This window comes from Arthrobacter sp. MDB1-55, from assembly GCF_059092925.1.
In genome coordinates this window covers 1,063,513-1,081,550 of sequence record NZ_JBNHID010000001.1, presented here as the reverse complement: position 1 = coordinate 1,081,550, position 18,038 = coordinate 1,063,513, and the positions used below count along the sequence as shown (strand labels likewise).

General features: G+C 64.8%; 11 protein-coding genes. 5 read left to right on the top strand and 6 right to left on the bottom strand.

The genetic code is table 11. The features are described 5' to 3' along the window. Window positions 1–79 precede the first annotated feature (79 nt). On the bottom strand, window positions 80–1,000 hold the full coding sequence (locus AC5RU3_RS05170; protein ID WP_309070016.1) for a DegV family protein: 921 nt from the start codon (window positions 998–1,000) through the stop codon (window positions 80–82). A gap of 22 nt (window positions 1,001–1,022) precedes the next feature. Next, on the bottom strand, window positions 1,023–3,569 hold the full coding sequence (gene leuS / locus AC5RU3_RS05165; protein ID WP_375164371.1) for a leucine--tRNA ligase: 2,547 nt from the start codon (window positions 3,567–3,569) through the stop codon (window positions 1,023–1,025). Between the two features lie 315 nt (window positions 3,570–3,884). Between leuS and AC5RU3_RS05160 the strand changes: the two genes are divergently transcribed. After that, a complete protein-coding gene (locus tag AC5RU3_RS05160) occupies window positions 3,885–7,355 on the top strand; it encodes a bifunctional proline dehydrogenase/L-glutamate gamma-semialdehyde dehydrogenase (RefSeq protein ID WP_493964987.1) in 3,471 nt (1,156 codons plus the stop codon). A gap of 376 nt (window positions 7,356–7,731) precedes the next feature. Here AC5RU3_RS05160 and glpK read toward each other — a convergent pair whose 3' ends face one another. From glpK to AC5RU3_RS05145, 3 genes are all read right to left on the bottom strand, one after another. Further along, window positions 7,732–9,246 (bottom strand): glycerol kinase GlpK, encoded by a 1,515-nt coding sequence (gene glpK, locus AC5RU3_RS05155; protein ID WP_309070014.1) that lies wholly within the window; start codon window positions 9,244–9,246, stop codon window positions 7,732–7,734. Window positions 9,247–9,322: 76 nt separating this feature from the next. Next, window positions 9,323–10,066, bottom strand: a complete 744-nt coding sequence (locus tag AC5RU3_RS05150) for an MIP/aquaporin family protein (RefSeq protein WP_309070013.1) — start codon at window positions 10,064–10,066, stop codon at window positions 9,323–9,325. Window positions 10,067–10,200: 134 nt separating this feature from the next. Continuing rightward, window positions 10,201–11,916, bottom strand: coding sequence for a glycerol-3-phosphate dehydrogenase/oxidase (locus tag AC5RU3_RS05145; protein WP_493965147.1), 1,716 nt, complete (start codon window positions 11,914–11,916; stop codon window positions 10,201–10,203). 234 nt (window positions 11,917–12,150) lie between these two features. Here AC5RU3_RS05145 and AC5RU3_RS05140 point away from each other — a divergent pair, with 234 nt between their 5' ends. The 4 genes from AC5RU3_RS05140 to AC5RU3_RS05125 are packed head-to-tail and all read left to right on the top strand — an operon-like array spanning window position 12,151 to window position 15,969. After that, a complete protein-coding gene (locus tag AC5RU3_RS05140; protein WP_309070042.1) occupies window positions 12,151–13,062 on the top strand; it encodes a sugar-binding transcriptional regulator in 912 nt (303 codons plus the stop codon). 57 nt (window positions 13,063–13,119) lie between these two features. Beyond that, entirely contained in the window at window positions 13,120–13,956 is an 837-nt protein-coding gene (locus AC5RU3_RS05135; RefSeq protein ID WP_309070012.1) for an aldo/keto reductase, read from the top strand. Continuing rightward, the gene (locus AC5RU3_RS05130; RefSeq protein WP_493964986.1) at window positions 13,925–14,836 is read left to right on the top strand and encodes an alpha/beta fold hydrolase; all 912 of its coding nucleotides are present in this window, start codon (window positions 13,925–13,927) and stop codon (window positions 14,834–14,836) included. The genes AC5RU3_RS05135 and AC5RU3_RS05130 overlap by 32 nt, the downstream gene beginning before the upstream one ends. Next, window positions 14,836–15,969, top strand: coding sequence for a glycosyltransferase family 4 protein (locus AC5RU3_RS05125; protein WP_493964985.1), 1,134 nt, complete (start codon window positions 14,836–14,838; stop codon window positions 15,967–15,969). The genes AC5RU3_RS05130 and AC5RU3_RS05125 overlap by 1 nt, the downstream gene beginning before the upstream one ends. On the opposite strand, the gene AC5RU3_RS05120 is transcribed toward AC5RU3_RS05125, so the two are convergent. After that, on the bottom strand, window positions 15,941–18,025 hold the full coding sequence (locus AC5RU3_RS05120; RefSeq protein ID WP_309070009.1) for a primosomal protein N': 2,085 nt from the start codon (window positions 18,023–18,025) through the stop codon (window positions 15,941–15,943). The genes AC5RU3_RS05125 and AC5RU3_RS05120 overlap by 29 nt on opposite strands. Window positions 18,026–18,038 lie beyond the last annotated feature (13 nt).

The following is an 18,038-nucleotide window of genomic DNA, read 5'->3' as shown; positions in this document are numbered from 1 at the left end:
ACGCCCGGCTGGGCGGGGGTGGGGCAGCAATGGCTATGTGCGTAAGCCGCCCCTGGCCCAGCGGATGTGGAGCGGAAGATCAGGCTGGCGGCACCAGTGGGTCGGATATCGCGACCGCCAGAACGCCCAGCCCGGTGTGAGCGGCAAGCACCGCCGGCAACTGCGTCAGGACGGCTTCGGCCCCCTCAGGCACCCGCGCCGCAGCAGCTTCGGCTTCCGCCATGTTCCCGAAATAGTGGAATGCCGCGATGCCGCCGCGGGGACGCCGCCGAAGGTCTTCGATGACAAGTTCGTCAAGGCGCTGCTTGGCACGGGCTGCTGTCCGCACCCGCTCAAGGGGCTCAATGGCGCCGTCGCGAACGGTCAGGAGTGGCTTGACAGCGAGCAGGGAACCCAGGAAGCCTGCGGCAGCACCGATGCGGCCGCCGCGCCGCAACTGGTCCAGGCTGGGGAGGTAGAACAGCAGGCTGGTGCGCGAACAGGTAGCTGCGGCGCGCTCGGCCGCGCGGGAGGCGCTCGCGCCGCCCTGTAGTGCCCGGACGGCCGCCACCACCCCACAGCCCTGCGCCATTCCTACCGTTCCGCTGTCCACTACGTGTACCGGAACCGAGACTGATCGCGCTGCCCAGCGTGCCGCCTCTACCGTTCCCGACAACTTGCCGGAGAGGTGAATAGACACGATCTCGCTCGCACCTTCGCGCTCCAACCGGCGATAGACACTTTGGAAGTGGCCGGGCGCCGGGCGGGAGGTGCGTACCTCCCGTCCCTCGACCAGCGCCAGCGAAAGCGGCTTCAGGAGGCTGTCCGCGCCCTCGCCGTAGTGCCGGTCATCAATGATGACCGGCATCGGCACAATGGTCACGCCGGCGGCCGGGCCATCGCCCGCAATCCATGACTGAGGGAACGCTGCGGCCGAATCCGTGACGACCGCCGTCGTCGTATCCGGCTCGCCGGCGCCTCCAACGCCGATACGTTCTGCACGGCGATCAAACCATGCCACGGTGGTCCTTCTTTCCCGGCCCTCAGGCCGGAACGATGTTCACCAGTTTGGGCGCCCGGACGATGACCGTCCGGATATCTCTGCCCGCAAGCGTGCGCTGCACCTGGGCGGTGCCGAGGGCCAGCTCACGCAGTTCGTCCTCGCTGATGTCAGCGGGAACTTCCAGCCTGTCGCGCACCTTTCCCTGTACCTGCACGACGGCGGTGACCGTGTCCTGGACGAGAAGCGACTCATCGACGGCGGGCCAACCCGCTGCCGCGACGGAAGCAGGGTGACCGAGCCGCTCCCACAGGTCCTCCGCGGTGTACGGTGCGAACAGGCTCAGGATGACGGCCGTAGCCTCTGCCGCTTCGCGGACAGCTGGGTCAGCGCCTCCGGCACCTGAGTCGATTGCCTTGCGGGTGGCGTTGACAAGTTCCATCACCTTGGCGATGACCACGTTGAACTTGTTGTTCTTCAACAGGTCTGCGGCATCGGCGAGCGTACGGTGCGTCACCGAACGCAGCGAACGGTCTCCAGACGCGGGGTCAACTCCCGGCTCGGACACGACGTCGGCGCCAAGGCGCCAGGCACGGGCGAGGAACTTCGCAGACCCCGACGGCGATACATCGGCCCAGTCGACGTCGTCCTCCGGCGGGGAGGCGAAGACCATGGTGAGACGAATGGCATCCACACCGTAACGGTCGAGCTGTTCACCGAGATTGACGCCGTTGCCCAGCGACTTGCTCATGGCCTTTCCGCCGTTGAGCACCTGACCCTGGTTGAGCAACGCCGCGAAGGGCTCAGTGAAGTTGACCAGCCCAAGGTCGAACAGGACCTTGGTGAAGAAGCGGCTGTAGAGCAGGTGCAGGATGGCGTGCTCGACGCCGCCGACATACTGGCCGACGGGAAGCCACTCGTTGACTTTCTGCGAGTCGAACGGAGCTTCTGTCGACTCCGGATCGACGAATCGCAGGTAGTACCAGGATGAGTCGACGAAGGTGTCCATCGTGTCGGTGTCCCGTGTGGCCGGCCCGGAGCACTGGGGGCACTCGACGTTGACCCAGTCAGTTGCGGCAGCCAGCGGCGAGGTGCCCTTCGGCGCCAGGTCTTCTCCCCGGAGATTACTGGGCAAACGGACGGGCAGTTGCTCGTCGGGTACGGGGACCTCTCCGCAGGAAGGGCAGTGGATGATGGGGATGGGTGTACCCCAGAATCGCTGACGCGACAGCAGCCAGTCCCTGAGCCGGTAGTTGACCGTGCGCTCGCCGGTGCCCTGTTCGGAGACCAGTTCGATCGCGCGCTGGATCGCCTGCTCCTTGCCCAGACCATTCAACTCGCCCGAGTTGACCAGCGTCCCTTCGCCGGTTGTGGCTTTGCCCGTCAGCGCCGGGTCTTCCTCCCCTGTGTCCACCACCATGCGAACCGGCAGGTTGAAGGCACGGGCGAAGTCGAGGTCGCGCTGGTCATGCGCGGGAACGGCCATGATGGCGCCCGTTCCGTAGTCCGCAAGGACGTAGTCGGCTGCCCACACAGGCAGCCTCTCGCCGTTGAGCGGGTTCACTGCGTAACGTCCCGTGAAGACACCGGTTTTCTCGCGCTCCGTCGACTGGCGCTCGATGTCGCTGAGCGCGTTCACGCTCTCGCGGTAGTCGGCCAGCGCGGACGCATGCTCAGGCGTGACCAGGTCAGCAGCAAGATCCGCGTCTGCGGCGACAACGAAGAACGTTGCGCCGTGCAGGGTGTCCGGCCTGGTTGTGAAGACCGTGACATCGGCGGCAGGCAGGTCGCCGTCGGCCTCTATGGTGAAGGTGACGTGTGCGCCTTCCGATCGGCCGATCCAGTTCCGCTGCATTGCCAGCACGCGTTCAGGCCAGTGACCGGCCAGAGGTTCCATGTCTTCGAGCAGCCGGTCGGCGTACTCGGTGATGCGGAAGTACCACTGGTTCAGGCTTTTCTTGGTGACGGGGCTTCCGCACCGCTCGCATGCCCCGTTGACCACCTGTTCGTTCGCGAGAACCGTCTGGTCCTTGGGGCACCAGTTGACGGGGTGGTCCTTGCGGTAGGCAAGACCCTTCTCGAAAAACCGCAGGAACAGCCACTGAGTCCAGCGGTAGTACTCCGGATCCGAGGTGTGCAGCCGGCGGGACCAGTCTGCACTGATCGCGTAACGCTTGAAGGACGCGGCCTGGGTATCGATATTCGCGTACGTCCACTCACTGGGGTGAGCGTTGTGCTTGATGGCCGCGTTCTCGGCGGGCAGCCCGAAGGAGTCCCAGCCGATGGGATGCAGAACGTCGTAACCGAGCTGGCGCCAGTACCGGGCGACGACGTCGCCCATCGCGAAAGCTTCCGCATGCCCCATGTGAAGGTCGCCGGACGGGTAAGGGAACATGTCCAGCACGTAGCGGCGTTCCCTGCTGCCGTCGTCCACGGGAGTGAAGGTGTCGAGCTTCTCCCATACCGGAAGCCACTTCGCCTCGATGTCCGCGAAACTGTAGGTGCCGGCGTCCGACTCTTCGGTTGTGGGGTTGATGCTCACTGTTACTTGCCCTGTCTGTTGATCACTGGTGACCGTCTTACCAGTCACGCCACCGCTCCCGGATGAACACTGCCGGCACCCGAATCAGCCCCGGACATACAAAAGCCCCTCAACTCAGGAGGGGCGGCCGCGCAGGGGTGCGCGGCTAGGTAAGGAGCAGTTGCGCGAACATGCTCCAACCTTAGCGCAGTTTGGTGCCGCCGCTGTTTTCCAGGCGTTACCATATTTCCACTGGGCGCACTTATCTGTTATTGCACCCAGCATGCCGAGGCGGAATGCGCCCGCGGCTGATCGGCCAGCCACCCCTTGAAGTGGACTGCTTCGCAGGTCCCCTGGCCCGTCGTCGTTAGGTAGACGAGAACAATGACACAAACCATCCCCACCGCAGAGCCATTGCCCCAAACCCTGGGCGATGATGCGGTTGCCCTAGTCCGGCGGTGGCTCCACCTGGACGAATCCGGCAGCACACCACCCCGTGCGTCCGGTTCGGGCACTACCCGCGGATCGAAGTCCGCGCAGCTCCTCGCCGAGGTCCTCAAGGACCAGAACGGGCTCGACTTCACGATCGGCTTCGTGGACCGGGTGATCCGCCCGGAGGATCCCGCCGTAGCGGCTCGGAATCTGTCCCGGCTTGCCCGGAAGGCGCCTTCCTTCCTGCCCTGGTACATGAAGGGTGCAGTGCGCCTAGGCGGCGTCATGGCCCCGATTCTGCCGCAGGTTGTGGTTCCCGTTGCGCAGCGGGTGCTGCGCGAGATGGTCGGCCACCTCATCGTCGACGCCCGTCCTGCGCAGCTGGGCAAGTCGATCGCCGCCTTGCGCGGAGAAGGCGTCAGGCTCAACATCAATCTCCTCGGCGAGGCCGTCCTCGGGGACAAGGAGGCGGACGCCCGGCTCAGTGGAACCAGGGAGCTGCTGGCGCGCGACGACGTCGACTACGTGTCCATCAAGGTTTCCTCCGTGGTCAGTACGCTCAACCTGTGGGACTTCGACGGAACGGTCGAGCGGGTCGTCGAGCGACTCCTTCCGCTGTATCACCTGGCTGCCTCATCGCCGGCTCCGAAGTTCATCAATCTCGACATGGAGGAATACCACGATCTTGACCTCACCGTCGCGGTATTCAAGCGGATTCTCGAGACACCCGAACTGCGCAACCTTGAGGCCGGCATCGTGCTCCAGGCCTACCTTCCGGACGCCCTGGCGACGCTGCAGGACCTCACCCGCTGGGCTCAGGACCGGCGCGCTGCCGGCGGGTCAGCCATCAAGGTGCGTCTGGTCAAGGGCGCGAACCTGGCGATGGAACTCGTCGATGCCGCCGTACACGGCTGGGAACCTGCCACGCTGCCCAGCAAGCAGGCGAGCGACACCAACTACAAGCGGTGCCTCGACTGGGCACTCCGCCCTGAGAACGCGACCGCCGTGCGACTGGGTGTCGCCGGACACAACCTGTTCGACATTGCTTTGGCGAGGACCCTCGCCGTGGCCCGAGGTGTCGAGGACCGTATCGAGTTCGAGATGCTGCTCGGCATGGCAGAGGACCAGGCCGCCGAAGTCCGGAAGGACGTCGGGTCGCTGCTGCTCTACACCCCCGTGGTGAAGCCCGCCCAGTTCGACGTGGCTATCAGCTACCTGATCCGACGGCTCGAGGAGAACGCAAGCCAGGAAAACTTCATGAGCGCCGTCTTCGAACTCACGAAGAACGAGGAGCTCTTCGAGCGCGAGAAGACCCGGTTCCTCGCTTCCCTCGAAGAACTCGACTTCACGGTTCCCGAGCCCAACCGTTCACAGACGCCGGACCGCTTCACGGCCACGGCTCCGGGGAACTTCCGGAACCAGTCCGATTCCGATCCCTCGCTTCCCGTCATCCGGAAATGGGCATCGGAGGTCCTGCAGCGGGTGCCGCATTCCACTCTCGGAATCGGACTGGTGGAGGCTTCCCGACTGGACACAGAGGACGACGTCGACGCCGCCATCCGGTCCGCACGCGCCGCACAGCGCGATTGGGGATCACGTTCGGGAGCAGAGCGGGCGACGGTCCTGCGAAGCGCCGCGGCCGAGCTTGCCGCCCGGCGCGGTGACCTGGTGGAAGTATCCGCCAGTGAAACCGGCAAGACAATCGCTGAATCCGATCCGGAAATCTCGGAAGCGATCGACTTCGCCAACTACTACGCACTGCTCGCAGAAGAACTCGACACGATCGAGGGAGCGCGCTTCGTGCCAGCCACGCTCACCGTCGCAACTCCGCCGTGGAACTTTCCCGTTGCCATTGCGGCCGGCTCCGCCCTTGCCCCGCTGGCGGCGGGCAGCGCCGTCATCCTCAAGCCGGCTCCGCAGGCAAAGCGTTGTGCTGCCGTGATGGTTCAGGCCCTCTGGGATGCCGGTGTTCCCCGGGAAGTTCTGAAGTTCGCCGATGTTGAGGAAGGTCCGGTCGGGCAGCACCTCATCTCGCACCCCGACGTCGACAGGGTGATCCTCACGGGTGCCTACGACACCGCGAAGCTGTTCCGGTCGTGGCGCAACGACCTCCCGCTGCTGGCCGAGACAAGCGGGAAGAACTCGCTCATCGTCACCCCCAGTTCCGACCTGGATCTGGCTGCGGCCGACGTCGTTCGGTCCGCTTTCGGGCACGCGGGGCAGAAATGTTCGGCAGCATCGCTGGCGATCCTGGTCGGCTCGGCAGGGACTTCGGCGCGCTTCCGCAACCAGCTGACCGATGCAGCCGCCTCGCTCCGGGTCGGTTACCCGGAGGATCCGGCAACGGAAGTGGGGCCGATCATCGAGCCGGCTGACGGAAAGCTCAAGGACGCCCTGACTACTCTCGGCGAGGGTGAATCGTGGCTTGTCGAGCCAAAGCAGCTGGACGACACCGGACGACTGTGGAGTCCGGGGGTGCGCACCGGGGTCAAGCCGGGCAGCTACTTCCACATGACGGAGTTCTTCGGACCGGTGCTGGGCATCATGCATGCCGAGTCGCTTGAGCAGGCCATAGAGTGGCAGAACGCCAGCGCGTACGGCCTGACCGGCGGTATCCACACCCTAAATCCCGACGAGGTGTCGCAGTGGCTCGAGTCGGTGGAGGCAGGCAACCTGTACGTGAACCGTGGGATCACCGGCGCCATCGTGCGGCGTCAGCCGTTCGGCGGGTGGAAGCAATCGGCCGTTGGACCCGGCGCCAAGGCCGGCGGACCGAACTATCTCATCCACCTCGGAAGCTGGGAGCGCGAGGAACTGCATCCCGGCAACGTCCACGCCCCGCTGAGTGAGCCCGTACGCGCACTCCTGCATGCAGCCGACGTGTCTGACGCCGAGCGCGGCTTCCTCGCCCGCTCGGCCGCAGATGACCAGCGTCACTGGGTGCGTACTTTCGGAGTCCATGAGGATGTCTCCGGCCTGCGCGTTGAGCGGAACGAGTTCCGCTACCTGCCGGCACCTGTGACAGTACGACTGAACGAAGCCGGGTCACTGGCCGACTTTCTGCGTGTCGTTGCGGCCGGACTGCGTAGCGGTGCGCCTATGTCGGTCTCGACGGCCGAACCGCTTGCGCCGGCGCTCGCCGCTGTGCTGTCGGCCAATGATGTGCGTCACCGCGTGGAGGACGACGCCGCGTGGCTGGCTGCCGCGCCGTCGGCGAAGCTCGGCAGGGTACGACTGGTCGGCGGCGGCTACTTCGAGCTATGCGCTGCAACGGACGGCGACCCGGACGTCGCAATCTACAGCGGTCCGGTGACGGAAGCAGGACGGATCGAGTTGCTGCCGTTCCTGCGCGAGCAGGCAGTGACCATCACGGCACACCGGTTCGGAAACCCGGACAACGTTTCAGGCGAAGTCCTCCGCTGAACCCGCACCGCTCCCTCAACCCATACCCATAACCAGTGGGCGTCTGAAGATCTCAGGCGCCCACTGGCGTTATTGGCCTGCCTCGCGGACACGGGCACGAAGGCTCGATGGAACTGGAAGGGTGCCCACCATCCGCAGAAGGTACCGGCGGCGCGAACCAGCGTTTGGGCGGCCACCGCGATGCCCCGGGGTGGTTGGGCATCGCGGAGCGGGCAGGGCCCGCGGTGGCCGTCCGAACGCGGGCTCACCGTCCGAACGCGAACACCGCCAGGACGCGGACACCCGCCGGGACGCACCCATGTCGTACGCAGCCAGTGCTGAACAGAGAAGGCGGAGCAGACAGCTCGTCCGCTCCGCCTCCTGCTTTTCTTAGCGACTACTTGATGTCCTCATCCACCCAGTCGAACGTCTTGGTGACGGCCTTCCTCCAGTTGCGCAGCTGCCGGTCGCGTTCGGCATCGTCCATGGTTGGAGTCCAGCGCTTGTCCTCGGACCAGTTTGCGGCCAGTTCGTCGGTGTCCTTCCAGAAGTCGACGGCCAGCCCGGCCGCGTAGGCAGCACCCAGCGCGGTGGTTTCGGTGACTTTCGGACGGATGACGGGGATACCGAGGATGTCCGCCTGGAACTGCATCAACGCGTCGTTGGCGACCATTCCGCCGTCGACCCGGAGATCTTCCATATTGACGCCGGAGTCAGCGTTGGCAGCGTCGAGTACTTCGCGTGTCTGGAACGCTGTCGCTTCGAGCGCCGCCCGCGCGATGTGTCCCTTGTTCACGAATCGCGTCAGGCCCACAATCGCACCGCGGGCATCGGATCGCCAGTACGGGGCAAAGAGACCCGAGAATGCCGGCACGATGTAGACGCCGCCGTTATCCTCGACAGTCTTGGCAAGCTGTTCGACCTCGGGAGCACTTTTGATGATGCCGAGGTTGTCACGAAGCCACTGAACAAGGGACCCGGTCACGGCGATCGAACCTTCGAGCGCATAGACGGGCCTCGCATCGCCGAGTTTGTAGCAGACCGTTGTGAGCAGTCCGTTCTTTGAGTGAACGATCTCCTCACCGGTGTTGACGATCATGAAGTTGCCGGTGCCGTAGGTGTTCTTCGCGCCGCCCTTCTCGAACGCCGCCTGGCCGAAGGTGGCTGCCTGCTGGTCGCCAAGGATCCCCGCCACGGGAACCTCACGGAGCAGCTGGGAGCTGTGCACCTTTCCGTAGACCTCGGAGGAGGAACGAATTTCCGGCATCATCGATGCTGGAACACCGAACGTTTCCAGGATCGATGGGTCCCAGCTCAGCGTCTCAAGATCCATGAAGAGTGTCCGGGAGGCGTTGGTGACGTCGGTGATGTGCACACCGCCGTCAGTGCCGCCGGTGAGGTTCCAGGTCACCCAGGAGTCGGTGTTGCCGAAGAGCAGGTCGCCGGCCTCTGCCTTCTCCCGGGCACCGTCGACATTGTCAAGGATCCATTTGATCTTGGTTCCGGAGAAGTAGGTTGCCAGCGGCAGGCCAACCTGCTGCTTGAACCTTTCCACCCCTCCGTCCGCTGCGAGCTCGTCCACGATCGGCTGTGTGCGGGTGTCCTGCCAGACGATCGCGTTATACACGGGCTGGCCCGTGTTCTTGTCCCAGACCACCGCAGTTTCGCGCTGGTTGGTGATGCCCACCGCCGCGATGTCGTGGCGGGTCAAATTCGCCTTGGAGAGTGCGTTGCCGATGACCTCACGGGTGTTGTCCCAGATTTCGACCGGATTGTGCTCGACCCAGCCGGCTTTGGGAAAGATTTGCTCATGCTCTTTCTGCCCGGAGGAAACGATGTTTCCCTGGTGGTCGAAGATGATTGCGCGGCTTGAAGTGGTTCCCTGGTCAATGGCGATGACGTACTGCGGCATTGCTGCTCCTCATTGAGTGTGTTGCTGATATATGGGCGGAGTGGTCCGGAGTCCGGACCTCCGGTTCGTCGTATCTCTAGGCCGCAGACGGGAAGGTGATCAGCATGGCTGCCAGCCCTCCGAGCACGCCTCCGATGATCGGTCCGACTACCGGCACCCATGCGTAGCTCCAATCGCTGCTTCCCTTGCCCTTGATCGGTAGGAATGCGTGGGCAATACGCGGGCCGAGGTCGCGGTTGGGGTTGATGGCGTACCCGGTGGGTCCGCCGAGGGACGCTCCGATGCCGACGACGAGAAGTGCAACGGCAAGCGGGCCCAGTCCCGAGGGGGTTGAAGCGAACGCAAGGATGACGAACACGAGAACGAACGTACCGATGATCTCGGTCACCAGGTTCCACGCACTTGACCGAATAGCCGGGCCGGTTGAGAACACACCCAGCTTGTTCGCGGGGTCCGGTTCGAGATCGAAGTGCTGCTTGTAGGCCAGCCAGCAGCCCACAGCTCCGAGAATCGAGCCGAGCATCTGTGCGGCCAGATAGCCGAGGGCGTTGACGAAGTTCTTGTCGACGCCGGGGGCGAATTCCGCAACGTTGCCGTTGGCCCACAGACCCGCGGTCACCGCGAAGTTCAGGTGGGCCCCGGAAAGCGCGGCGACGTAAACGCCGGCAAAGACCGCGAGGCCCCAACCGAAGTTGACCATCAGGAACCCGCCGTTATTACCCTTGGTGCCCGCGAGCGCTACGTTGGCCACGACTCCCGTGCCAAGCAACAACAGCATGAATGTGCCGAATGTTTCGGCGACGAATACTTCCAGAGACATCTTTGACTCCTCCATTTATTCAACGGTGGGCCGTGTGGCCCCGGCGCCGTGATGGTCGCGGCACCGCGCTACTCCCCCGGCAAAGGCTGCCGTTGGTTCCCAGCTGTCGGTGGACTGCTGGAGGTTGCTCATACCTACGCAACCAAACTATTCACACTCACCTTGTGGTGTTCCTGCAATACCCGGCGCGTTTCTTCTACCTGATTCTTCCGCTCCGTGGCGGACCAGCCGAGGTGTTCGCCAAGAATGTCCGCAAACTCGTCGATCAGCTCAGCGCTCACGAGCCCGTTGAAGGCAAGCGCTGTGCGCCGGATGAGGACATCGGAGACATGCTGAACCTGTTCGTGCCGGATCATGTACTCCAGTTCCCTGGTGCTTACTTCATGTGTGGTCTGCAGGGGCGAATCGGCACCGGCCGCGAGGAACGCGGCGACGTCAGAGGCGCGGGTTCCGTAGCGGTCGAGCAGCTGCGCGACCCGTTCCGCCGGCAGGCCGGCCCCGTTGGACTCAATCCACGCGGCGACGTCGCCCGGTTCCTTTGGGAAGCCGAGGCCGCCGCCGATGGGCAGTGCGGAGGTCGAGACCGTCCTTGGCCTCTTCAGGAGAGCGAGGACCTCGTTCGCGAGATGTTCCGAGAGCGCCCGGAAGGTGGTCCACTTGCCGCCGACGAGGCTTAGTGCCGGCCGGCCGGCAGTCTCTCCGCGTTCGATGCGGTAATCGCGGGATACAAACCCGGGTTGCGTGTCATCGTGGCGCGGCAATGGCCGCACTCCCGAGAAGCTGTAGACGATACTGTCGCGGCCGACTTTGACCGTCGGGAACACGTGGTGGATCAGCTCGAAGAAGTAGTCAATCTCCGCCTCGGTGCAGACCGCCGGAGTGTCCATGTCTGTATCGATATCCGTCGTGCCGACGAGTACCCGGTCGCCCATGGGATAGATCAGGACGATGCGCCCGTCGGAGTGTTCGAAGAAGATTTCCCTGCCGGCGCAGGCGGCGAGCAGTTCGGGATGGTCGAGGACGATATGTGAGCCCTTTGTTCCACCCATGAAGCGGCTGGGCTGTCCCAGTGAACTGTTGGTGCCGTCGACCCACGCCCCCGTTGCATTGACGACGATATCCGCCTGGACCGAAAATACCTCGCCCGTCAGTTCGTCGCGGAGCACAACGCCCTTTGCGTCGCTTCCCACTGCGGTGACGTAGTTGATAGCGCGCGACCTGGGGTTGGCGTCGAGGCCGTCGCGGAGCACGTCGAGTGTCAGCCGTTCGGGGTTGTGAACGGAGGCATCGAAATAGGTGGCCGTGTACTTCACATCCGGACGAAGCTCCGGCAGCTGCGCCAGTGACGCTTTGCGCCCCAGGAACTTGTGTCGCGGCACGGCGGAACCCGCGCGGGAGAACGCGTCGTACAGGGTTAATCCCGCCTTGATGAGGACGGCGCCGCGCTCCCGTGGCGGCCCCTGCCGGTGGCTCAGGAACCGCAGCGGTGCAGCCAGGATTCCGGAGAACGTGCTGAAGATCGGAATGGTCGTCTGCAGCGGCTTGACGTAGTGCGGCGCCAGTTTGAGCAGGGCATTGCGTTCGACGACGGACTCCCGGACCAGCCGGAACTCGCCATTCTCCAGGTAGCGGATGCCGCCGTGGATCATGTGCGAGGATGCGCCCGAGGCGCCCTGGCAGTAGTCGCCGCGCTCGATGAGCGTGACGTCAATGCCCTGGAGTGACAGGTCCCGGAACGTACCGACGCCGTTGATGCCGCCCCCGATAATCAGTACCGAAGTGCGGGGATTGTCCTTCAGTTCTTTCACGCTGTCACGGGCTGGACGGTTGGGATTGGCCGACGGCGTCATCACTCCGGTGCTGTTCCTCACGAGTGGCGGGGCTCCTTGACTAGTGGCGGGATCTTGGACCTGCAACCTATTCTTTGGAGGGTTGGGAATATTCGTCAATGCCCATGCACAAACGTGCACTTGACCCCGGAGAATCCAGTGAACACCGCAGCCAGAAGTGCACCTGAACGCGCAGATGCCCGAAATATCGACCCCACCCCTCCGCGGAGCCGGGATGCGCTGCGGGCAGCGCAGATGTACTACCTGCAGGACCTGACGATGAACGCCATTGCACGGGAACTTCGGACATCTAGGTCAACGGTGTCCCGGTTGCTGTCCATGGCGCGAGATACCGGCCTCGTACAGATTCAGATCAACAACCCCCTGGACAGGGCGCCTGCCCTCGAAAGGGAAGTACGGAGCCGCTTTGGAGTGGAAGCGCACGTCGTCCCGGTGACCGACCTCGTCAGTGATTCAGATGTTCTTGACCGGGTTGCGATTCAGGCTGCGCGTACGCTCGGCCCTCTCGTCGATTCCAACGCCATCATCGGAGTTGCCTGGGGTTCGACCATCAGTGCAGTGAGCCACCACTTGACGCGGAAGACCACGCATGACAGCACCATTGTGCAGTTGAACGGTGCCGGCAATACTCAAACGACCGGCATCACGTATGCCAGTGAGATCCTTCGTCGGTTTGGGGCGGCTTACGGCGCTCGGGTGGAGCAGTTTCCCGTCCCCGCCTTCTTCGACCATGCCGAGACCAAAACCGCCATGTGGGCAGAGCGCAGCGTCAAGCGCATCCTCGACCTGCAGGAGCGCATGACCATGGCAATCTTCGGTGTGGGGTCCACCGGATCAGGCATTCCGAGCCACGTCTATGCCGGCGGCTACCTCGACGAGGACGACCTCGCGATCCTTCGCGAGCACCATGTGGTGGGCGATGTGGCAACCGTATTCTTCCGGGCCGACGGCTCGCACAGCGACATCGTGCTGAACGAGCGCAGTACCGGCCCTGATCTGGAGATGCTCGGACAGGTGGGCCGCCGCATCTGTGTTGTTTCCGGCGAGTCCAAGATCAACGGTTTGCGGGGCGCTCTCGCGGCGGGCCTGGTCACCGACCTCATCCTCGATGAACGCTCCGCCCGGACTCTGGTTCGCCAGGGCTAGATCAACTCACACCTGATGCGACCGGATCCGTCTGCGCACCCTCGGTAGAGTCAGGGTATGCATAAACCGGGAAAGGTATCGATCTCCAACGGCGTCATGATGGACCGGTTGGGTTACGGGCTCTACAAGGTTCCCGCCGATGATGCCCACGGACTCTGCACCCTCGCGCTTGAGGCAGGCTACCGGCTGCTCGACACGGCGGCGATGTACGGCAATGAGGAGGGCGTGGGACGTGCCGTTCTCGACGCAGTCTCCGCCGGGTACGTTGAGCGGGGCGATGTATTCGTCACGTCGAAGGTGTGGAACGAGAACCACGGTTACCGTGCCACCCGCGAGGCGTTCGACGAGTCGATCCGCCGGCTCGGGCTCGACTACGTGGACCTCTACCTGATCCACTGGCCCTGCCCCGCGAAGGACCTCTATGTCGAATCGTGGCGAGCGCTCGAGGAGCTCTATGCCGGCGGGAGGGTGCGCGCCATCGGCGTGTCCAACTTCCAGCGCCATCACCTTGAGAAGCTTCTCTCCCAGACCGAGGTGGTGCCCGCAGTCAACCAGATCGAGCTCCATCCGTTCCTGCAGCAGCAGGGGCTGAGGGAGTTCAACGCTGAACACGGCATCCTCACCCAGGCCTGGAGCCCGCTGGGCCGTGGTTCGCTGCTGACCAACACCACGATTACGCACATAGCGGCAAAGCATTCGCGGTCGCCGGCCCAGGTCATCCTGCGCTGGCACATGCAGATCGGTGTAGCCGCTGTTGTGAAGGCAAGCTCCCGCGGGCGTATCGAGGAGAACCTCCGCATCGACGACTTCACTCTCGATGCCGTGGACATGGCTGCGATCGAGCAGCTCAACTCGGACACCCGTGTCGGTTCACACCCGGACCTGGTCAACTGACGTGGTGCTCCTGATGCGCACGGGGACCGTGCGGACGCTCAACTTCGACGGAAAACTGCAGCGGTTCTGGGACTTTCCCGCAATGCAGACGACCCCCGGCACGCGTTCGATCTTCATGGTGCATGGTTTTCGCGGCGACCATCACGGGCTGCTGCGCATCATCGAGGCGCTCCCAACCCACCGTGTCATAGCACCGGATCTACCCGGGTTCGGACGCTCCGACCCGCTGGACGGGGAGCACGACGTCGAGGCCTACGCCGCGTTCGTCCGGAACAGTCTCGACCGCCTCGCCCTCGGGCCGGAGACCGTCCTCCTGGGTCATTCCTTCGGATCAATCATCGCCGCAAAGGCAGCAGCTGACGCTCCCGAAGCTTTCTCTGCTCTGGTGCTGATCAACCCCATCAGTGCGCCGGCACTTGAGGGTTCGAGCCGCGTTGCGACCCGCCTGGCTGCTCTGTATTACCGGGTGGGCGCCGCGCTGCCCGAAACGGCCGGGCACGCGCTGCTGAGCAATCGGATGATCGTCCGTGCCATGAGCGAGCTGATGGCCAAGACGCGCGACCGTCCCTTGCGCCGGTGGATCCATGGGCAACACCGCGCGTACTTCAGCGCCTTCGCCTCACGGGACGTCGTGCTGCAGGCATTCACCGCATCGATCAGCACAACCGTCCGGGACAGCGCCGCGCACCTCCGGCTTCCCGTACTCCTGATCGCCGCGGCGAAAGACGACCTGGGAACGGTGCAGACCCAACAGGAACTTGCTTCGCTCATCCCCGATTCAAAGCTGGTGGTCCTTCCCGAGGTGGGGCACCTGATCCACTATGAGACACCCGAGGCCGCTGCGGAACACATCATCGACTTCCTGGGAAACAGAACCTGATGAGAATACTGATCGATGCCCGCTTCACGCGGACGGACCACCACGACGGAATCAGCCGGTACGGCGCCAGCCTCGTCGAAGCGCTCTCCCAGCGGGCTGATGTGACAATGCTGATTCACGACGACCGCCAGCTGGCACTCCTGCCCGAGGTGCCGCATGTGAAGATCAACAGCCCGTTCTCCCCCGCCGAGCTGTTCATTGCCGCGCGCATCAACAGGCTTGAACCCGACGCGGTGTTCTGTCCCATGCAGACCATGGGCTCCTTCGGCCGTCGCTACCCGTTGGTGCTCACCCTGCACGACCTCATCTACTACCAGAACCGGACGCCCCCCAGGTTCCTGCCACTGCCCGTCCGAATACTCTGGCGGCTGTACCACCTTGCCTACTGGCCGCAGCGGTTGCTCCTGAATCGTGCCGACGTCGTTGCCACCATCTCGGAGACCACCCGGGCGCTGATGCAACAGCACCGGTTGACCCGGCGTCCGATCCGCATCGTCAGCAACGCGCCGCAGCCGGGTTCCAGGCCGCGCCCGCCGGGAGCGCAACCGGAGAAGTCACTGCTGTACATGGGATCGTTCATGCCCTACAAGAATGTCGAGACACTGCTGGCAGGGATGGCGGGTCTGCCGGACTACACCCTGCATCTCCTGAGCCGGATCACTCCCGAGCGGCAGCGCGAACTGGAAGCGCTGGTCCCGGCAGGTGCCGCCGTGGTCTTTCACAACGGCGTGACCGACGGCGAATACGAGCAGCTGCTGCGCTCCGGCACGGCCCTGGTGACGCTTTCACGAGCGGAAGGCTACGGACTCCCGGTCATTGAAGCGATGGCGCTTGGAACACCAGTGATAGCTGCGGATACGCCGATCTTCCGCGAGGTCGGAGGGAACGCGGCGCTGTATGTCGATCCGGACTCGCCTGAGGAGTTCGGCCGCGCTGTCCGCACGCTTGACGACCCGCTGCATTGGAGGGACGCTTCGGCGTCCGGCCGTGCCCAGGCGGATACCTACTCCTGGGAGACGTCAGCAGATTCTCTGATTGCCGCGCTCGAGGAAGCCGCCGAGCTCCATGCCAGGAGCCGTGCAACCAGCACTTCAAACCTAGGCGCTAGAGAACGTCGACGGCGTCGACCCTGACGTGCACGGGCTCTGTGGTGCGCCTGGCCGAGAGTGATACCCGGCGGGCGCGCAACGCGCTGACCACCTCCGCCGCGTCTCGGTAGCGGAAGAACAACAGGGTGCGGTGTGAGCCTGCCGCGGACTGCTGTCCCGGTTTCTGGACAGCCGGCGGCCCCGCTGGAGGACGAAGGGCCGTGGGACCCACGATCCTGCACGACGGCGGCAGGTGCAGTCCATCGATGAACGCTGCCAGTGCCTCCAATGACCCGCTCAGAGCCGCATAACGCACCGCCGGCGGCAACCCCAGCTCGGTGCGAAGCACCAGTTCACGTGTTGCCGCACCGGCTGGGTCCCAACGCACGAGGTGTCCGGCTGCGGCGTCGTCGTCGGCGGTGACGACCACGACCCCACCGGCCGACGCAGGCCTGGCGAGCACCGCCGCATTGAACCAGCGCTGCAGCGTGCTTTCCAGGGCGCGCAGCGATTCCCGTCCCAGCAGGGCGTTTCCGTCGAGCAGGAGTACGGCGGCATAGCCGGCGGCGGCCACCGGCTCGGCACCCGGCGTCGCGACCACCACGCGCGGGGAGTCGTCGACCTCATCGAGGATGTGATCGCCCGAAGAGGAGACTACAACTGCCCCCGGGAAGGCACGCCCCAGCTCCTCAGCGGTACGGGCCGCCCCACTCACTGTCGAGCGCAACCTGCCGCCCGAACAGTGCGGACAGCGCCAGGAATGCTCCGGCCTTCCGCACCAGCGGCAGGTGACCGCCGATCCGCGGCCCGACTGGGCCAGAGGCCCGGCACACTGGCGGCATCGTGCCGGCTCCCGGCAATCCTCGCAGGCCAGCGCCGGTGAGAAGCCCGTCCGTGCCACCTGGATCAGGACCGGCCCACGCTGCAGTCCATCCCTGGCTGCCCGCCAGGCGACCGGGGGTATGCGCACCTGGTGGGTGAGAGGTTCCCGCTCGGCATGATAGGTATCCGCTGAATGAAGCACCCTCGGAGCCAGCTGCCGGACAACAGCCCGGTCCGCCTGCATGGATTGCGCCCACCCGCTGTCCACCAGCCGCTGCGACTCGACACTCCGCGACGGTGCTGCGAAGAGCAGCGCGCAATCCTGAAGTTCGCTGCGCAGCAGGAGCACGTCGCGGGCATGGTGGTACGGTGCACGCGGTTCGCTGTGGGACTCGTCATTGTCGTCCCAGAGGATCACCAACCCCAGATCCTTCACTGGAGCAAATGCCGCGGACCTCGTCCCCACGGCCACCCGGACCTGCCCATGCAAGAGCCTCAGGAAGTTGCGGTAACGAGGCGTCGGGCCGTCCTCGGCAGTCAGCCGGACGAAGGACTCCGTGCCGATGCGCTCCCCCAGCGCCCTTTCAACCCTCGCGAGATCGCGCTGGTCCGGCACGACGACGACGGCACCGCGTCCTGCCGCCCAGACGGCGTGGACGGCGTCGGCCAATTCAGCAGGCCAACCGTGTGGTCCATACCCGGCAACAGTGGTGAGCACGGCTCGTGGACTCTCACCCGCCGCGAGGCGCGACAGATAGGAGGCGCCGTTCAAGTACCGGACCAGCAGCGGAGACCTGTCTGGTTCGTCTGGACCACGCTGAGCGGCGCCCCTGGCCGGATCCGAAGGGAAGTCCTTCTCCACGCGCGCCACGCGCGGAGGCACCGCTGAGCGGAGGACATCACTGGTGGAACCGGCGTAACGGGCTGCGACGGCCGCTGCCAGCGCCACGACCTCCGGGCTGGCGACCGGCTGCCCGGACACCACCTTGCCCAACGGCAGCAGGCGGGCGGGACTGTCAGATTCCGCGAGCCGTTCCACTAGGAATGCCGCATGTTCCCGCCCGGCGAACCGCACCTTGACGCGGGCACCGGGGACGGCGTCGTCGTCGTACTCAGCGGGCACAAGGTAATCGAACGGCCGGTCCAGGTGCGGCAGCGGCGAGTCGATGATGACGCGGGCGACCGGGAGCTTCGAAGCAACCGGCGACTTTCCGCGGGGAGCCGCCGGTGCGGAAAAGCCCTGCAGCAGTGAAAGCTGCTGCCCCTCTTCGGAACTCATCGGCTCGGGACGG

What these genes read in the sequence shown, in the direction of transcription:
- AC5RU3_RS05160 (WP_493964987.1), top strand. Translation starts at nt 3,885, where the DNA reads ATGACACAAACCATCCCCACCGCAGAGCCATTGCCCCAAACCCTGGGC.
- glpK (WP_309070014.1), bottom strand. Translation starts at nt 9,246, where the DNA reads ATGCCGCAGTACGTCATCGCCATTGACCAGGGAACCACTTCAAGCCGC.
- AC5RU3_RS05150 (WP_309070013.1), bottom strand. Translation starts at nt 10,066, where the DNA reads ATGTCTCTGGAAGTATTCGTCGCCGAAACATTCGGCACATTCATGCTG.
- AC5RU3_RS05145 (WP_493965147.1), bottom strand. Translation starts at nt 11,916, where the DNA reads ATGACGCCGTCGGCCAATCCCAACCGTCCAGCCCGTGACAGCGTGAAA.
- AC5RU3_RS05140 (WP_309070042.1), top strand. Translation starts at nt 12,151, where the DNA reads ATGTACTACCTGCAGGACCTGACGATGAACGCCATTGCACGGGAACTT.
- AC5RU3_RS05135 (WP_309070012.1), top strand. Translation starts at nt 13,120, where the DNA reads ATGCATAAACCGGGAAAGGTATCGATCTCCAACGGCGTCATGATGGAC.
- AC5RU3_RS05125 (WP_493964985.1), top strand. Translation starts at nt 14,836, where the DNA reads ATGAGAATACTGATCGATGCCCGCTTCACGCGGACGGACCACCACGAC.
- AC5RU3_RS05120 (WP_309070009.1), bottom strand. Translation starts at nt 18,025, where the DNA reads ATGAGTTCCGAAGAGGGGCAGCAGCTTTCACTGCTGCAGGGCTTTTCC.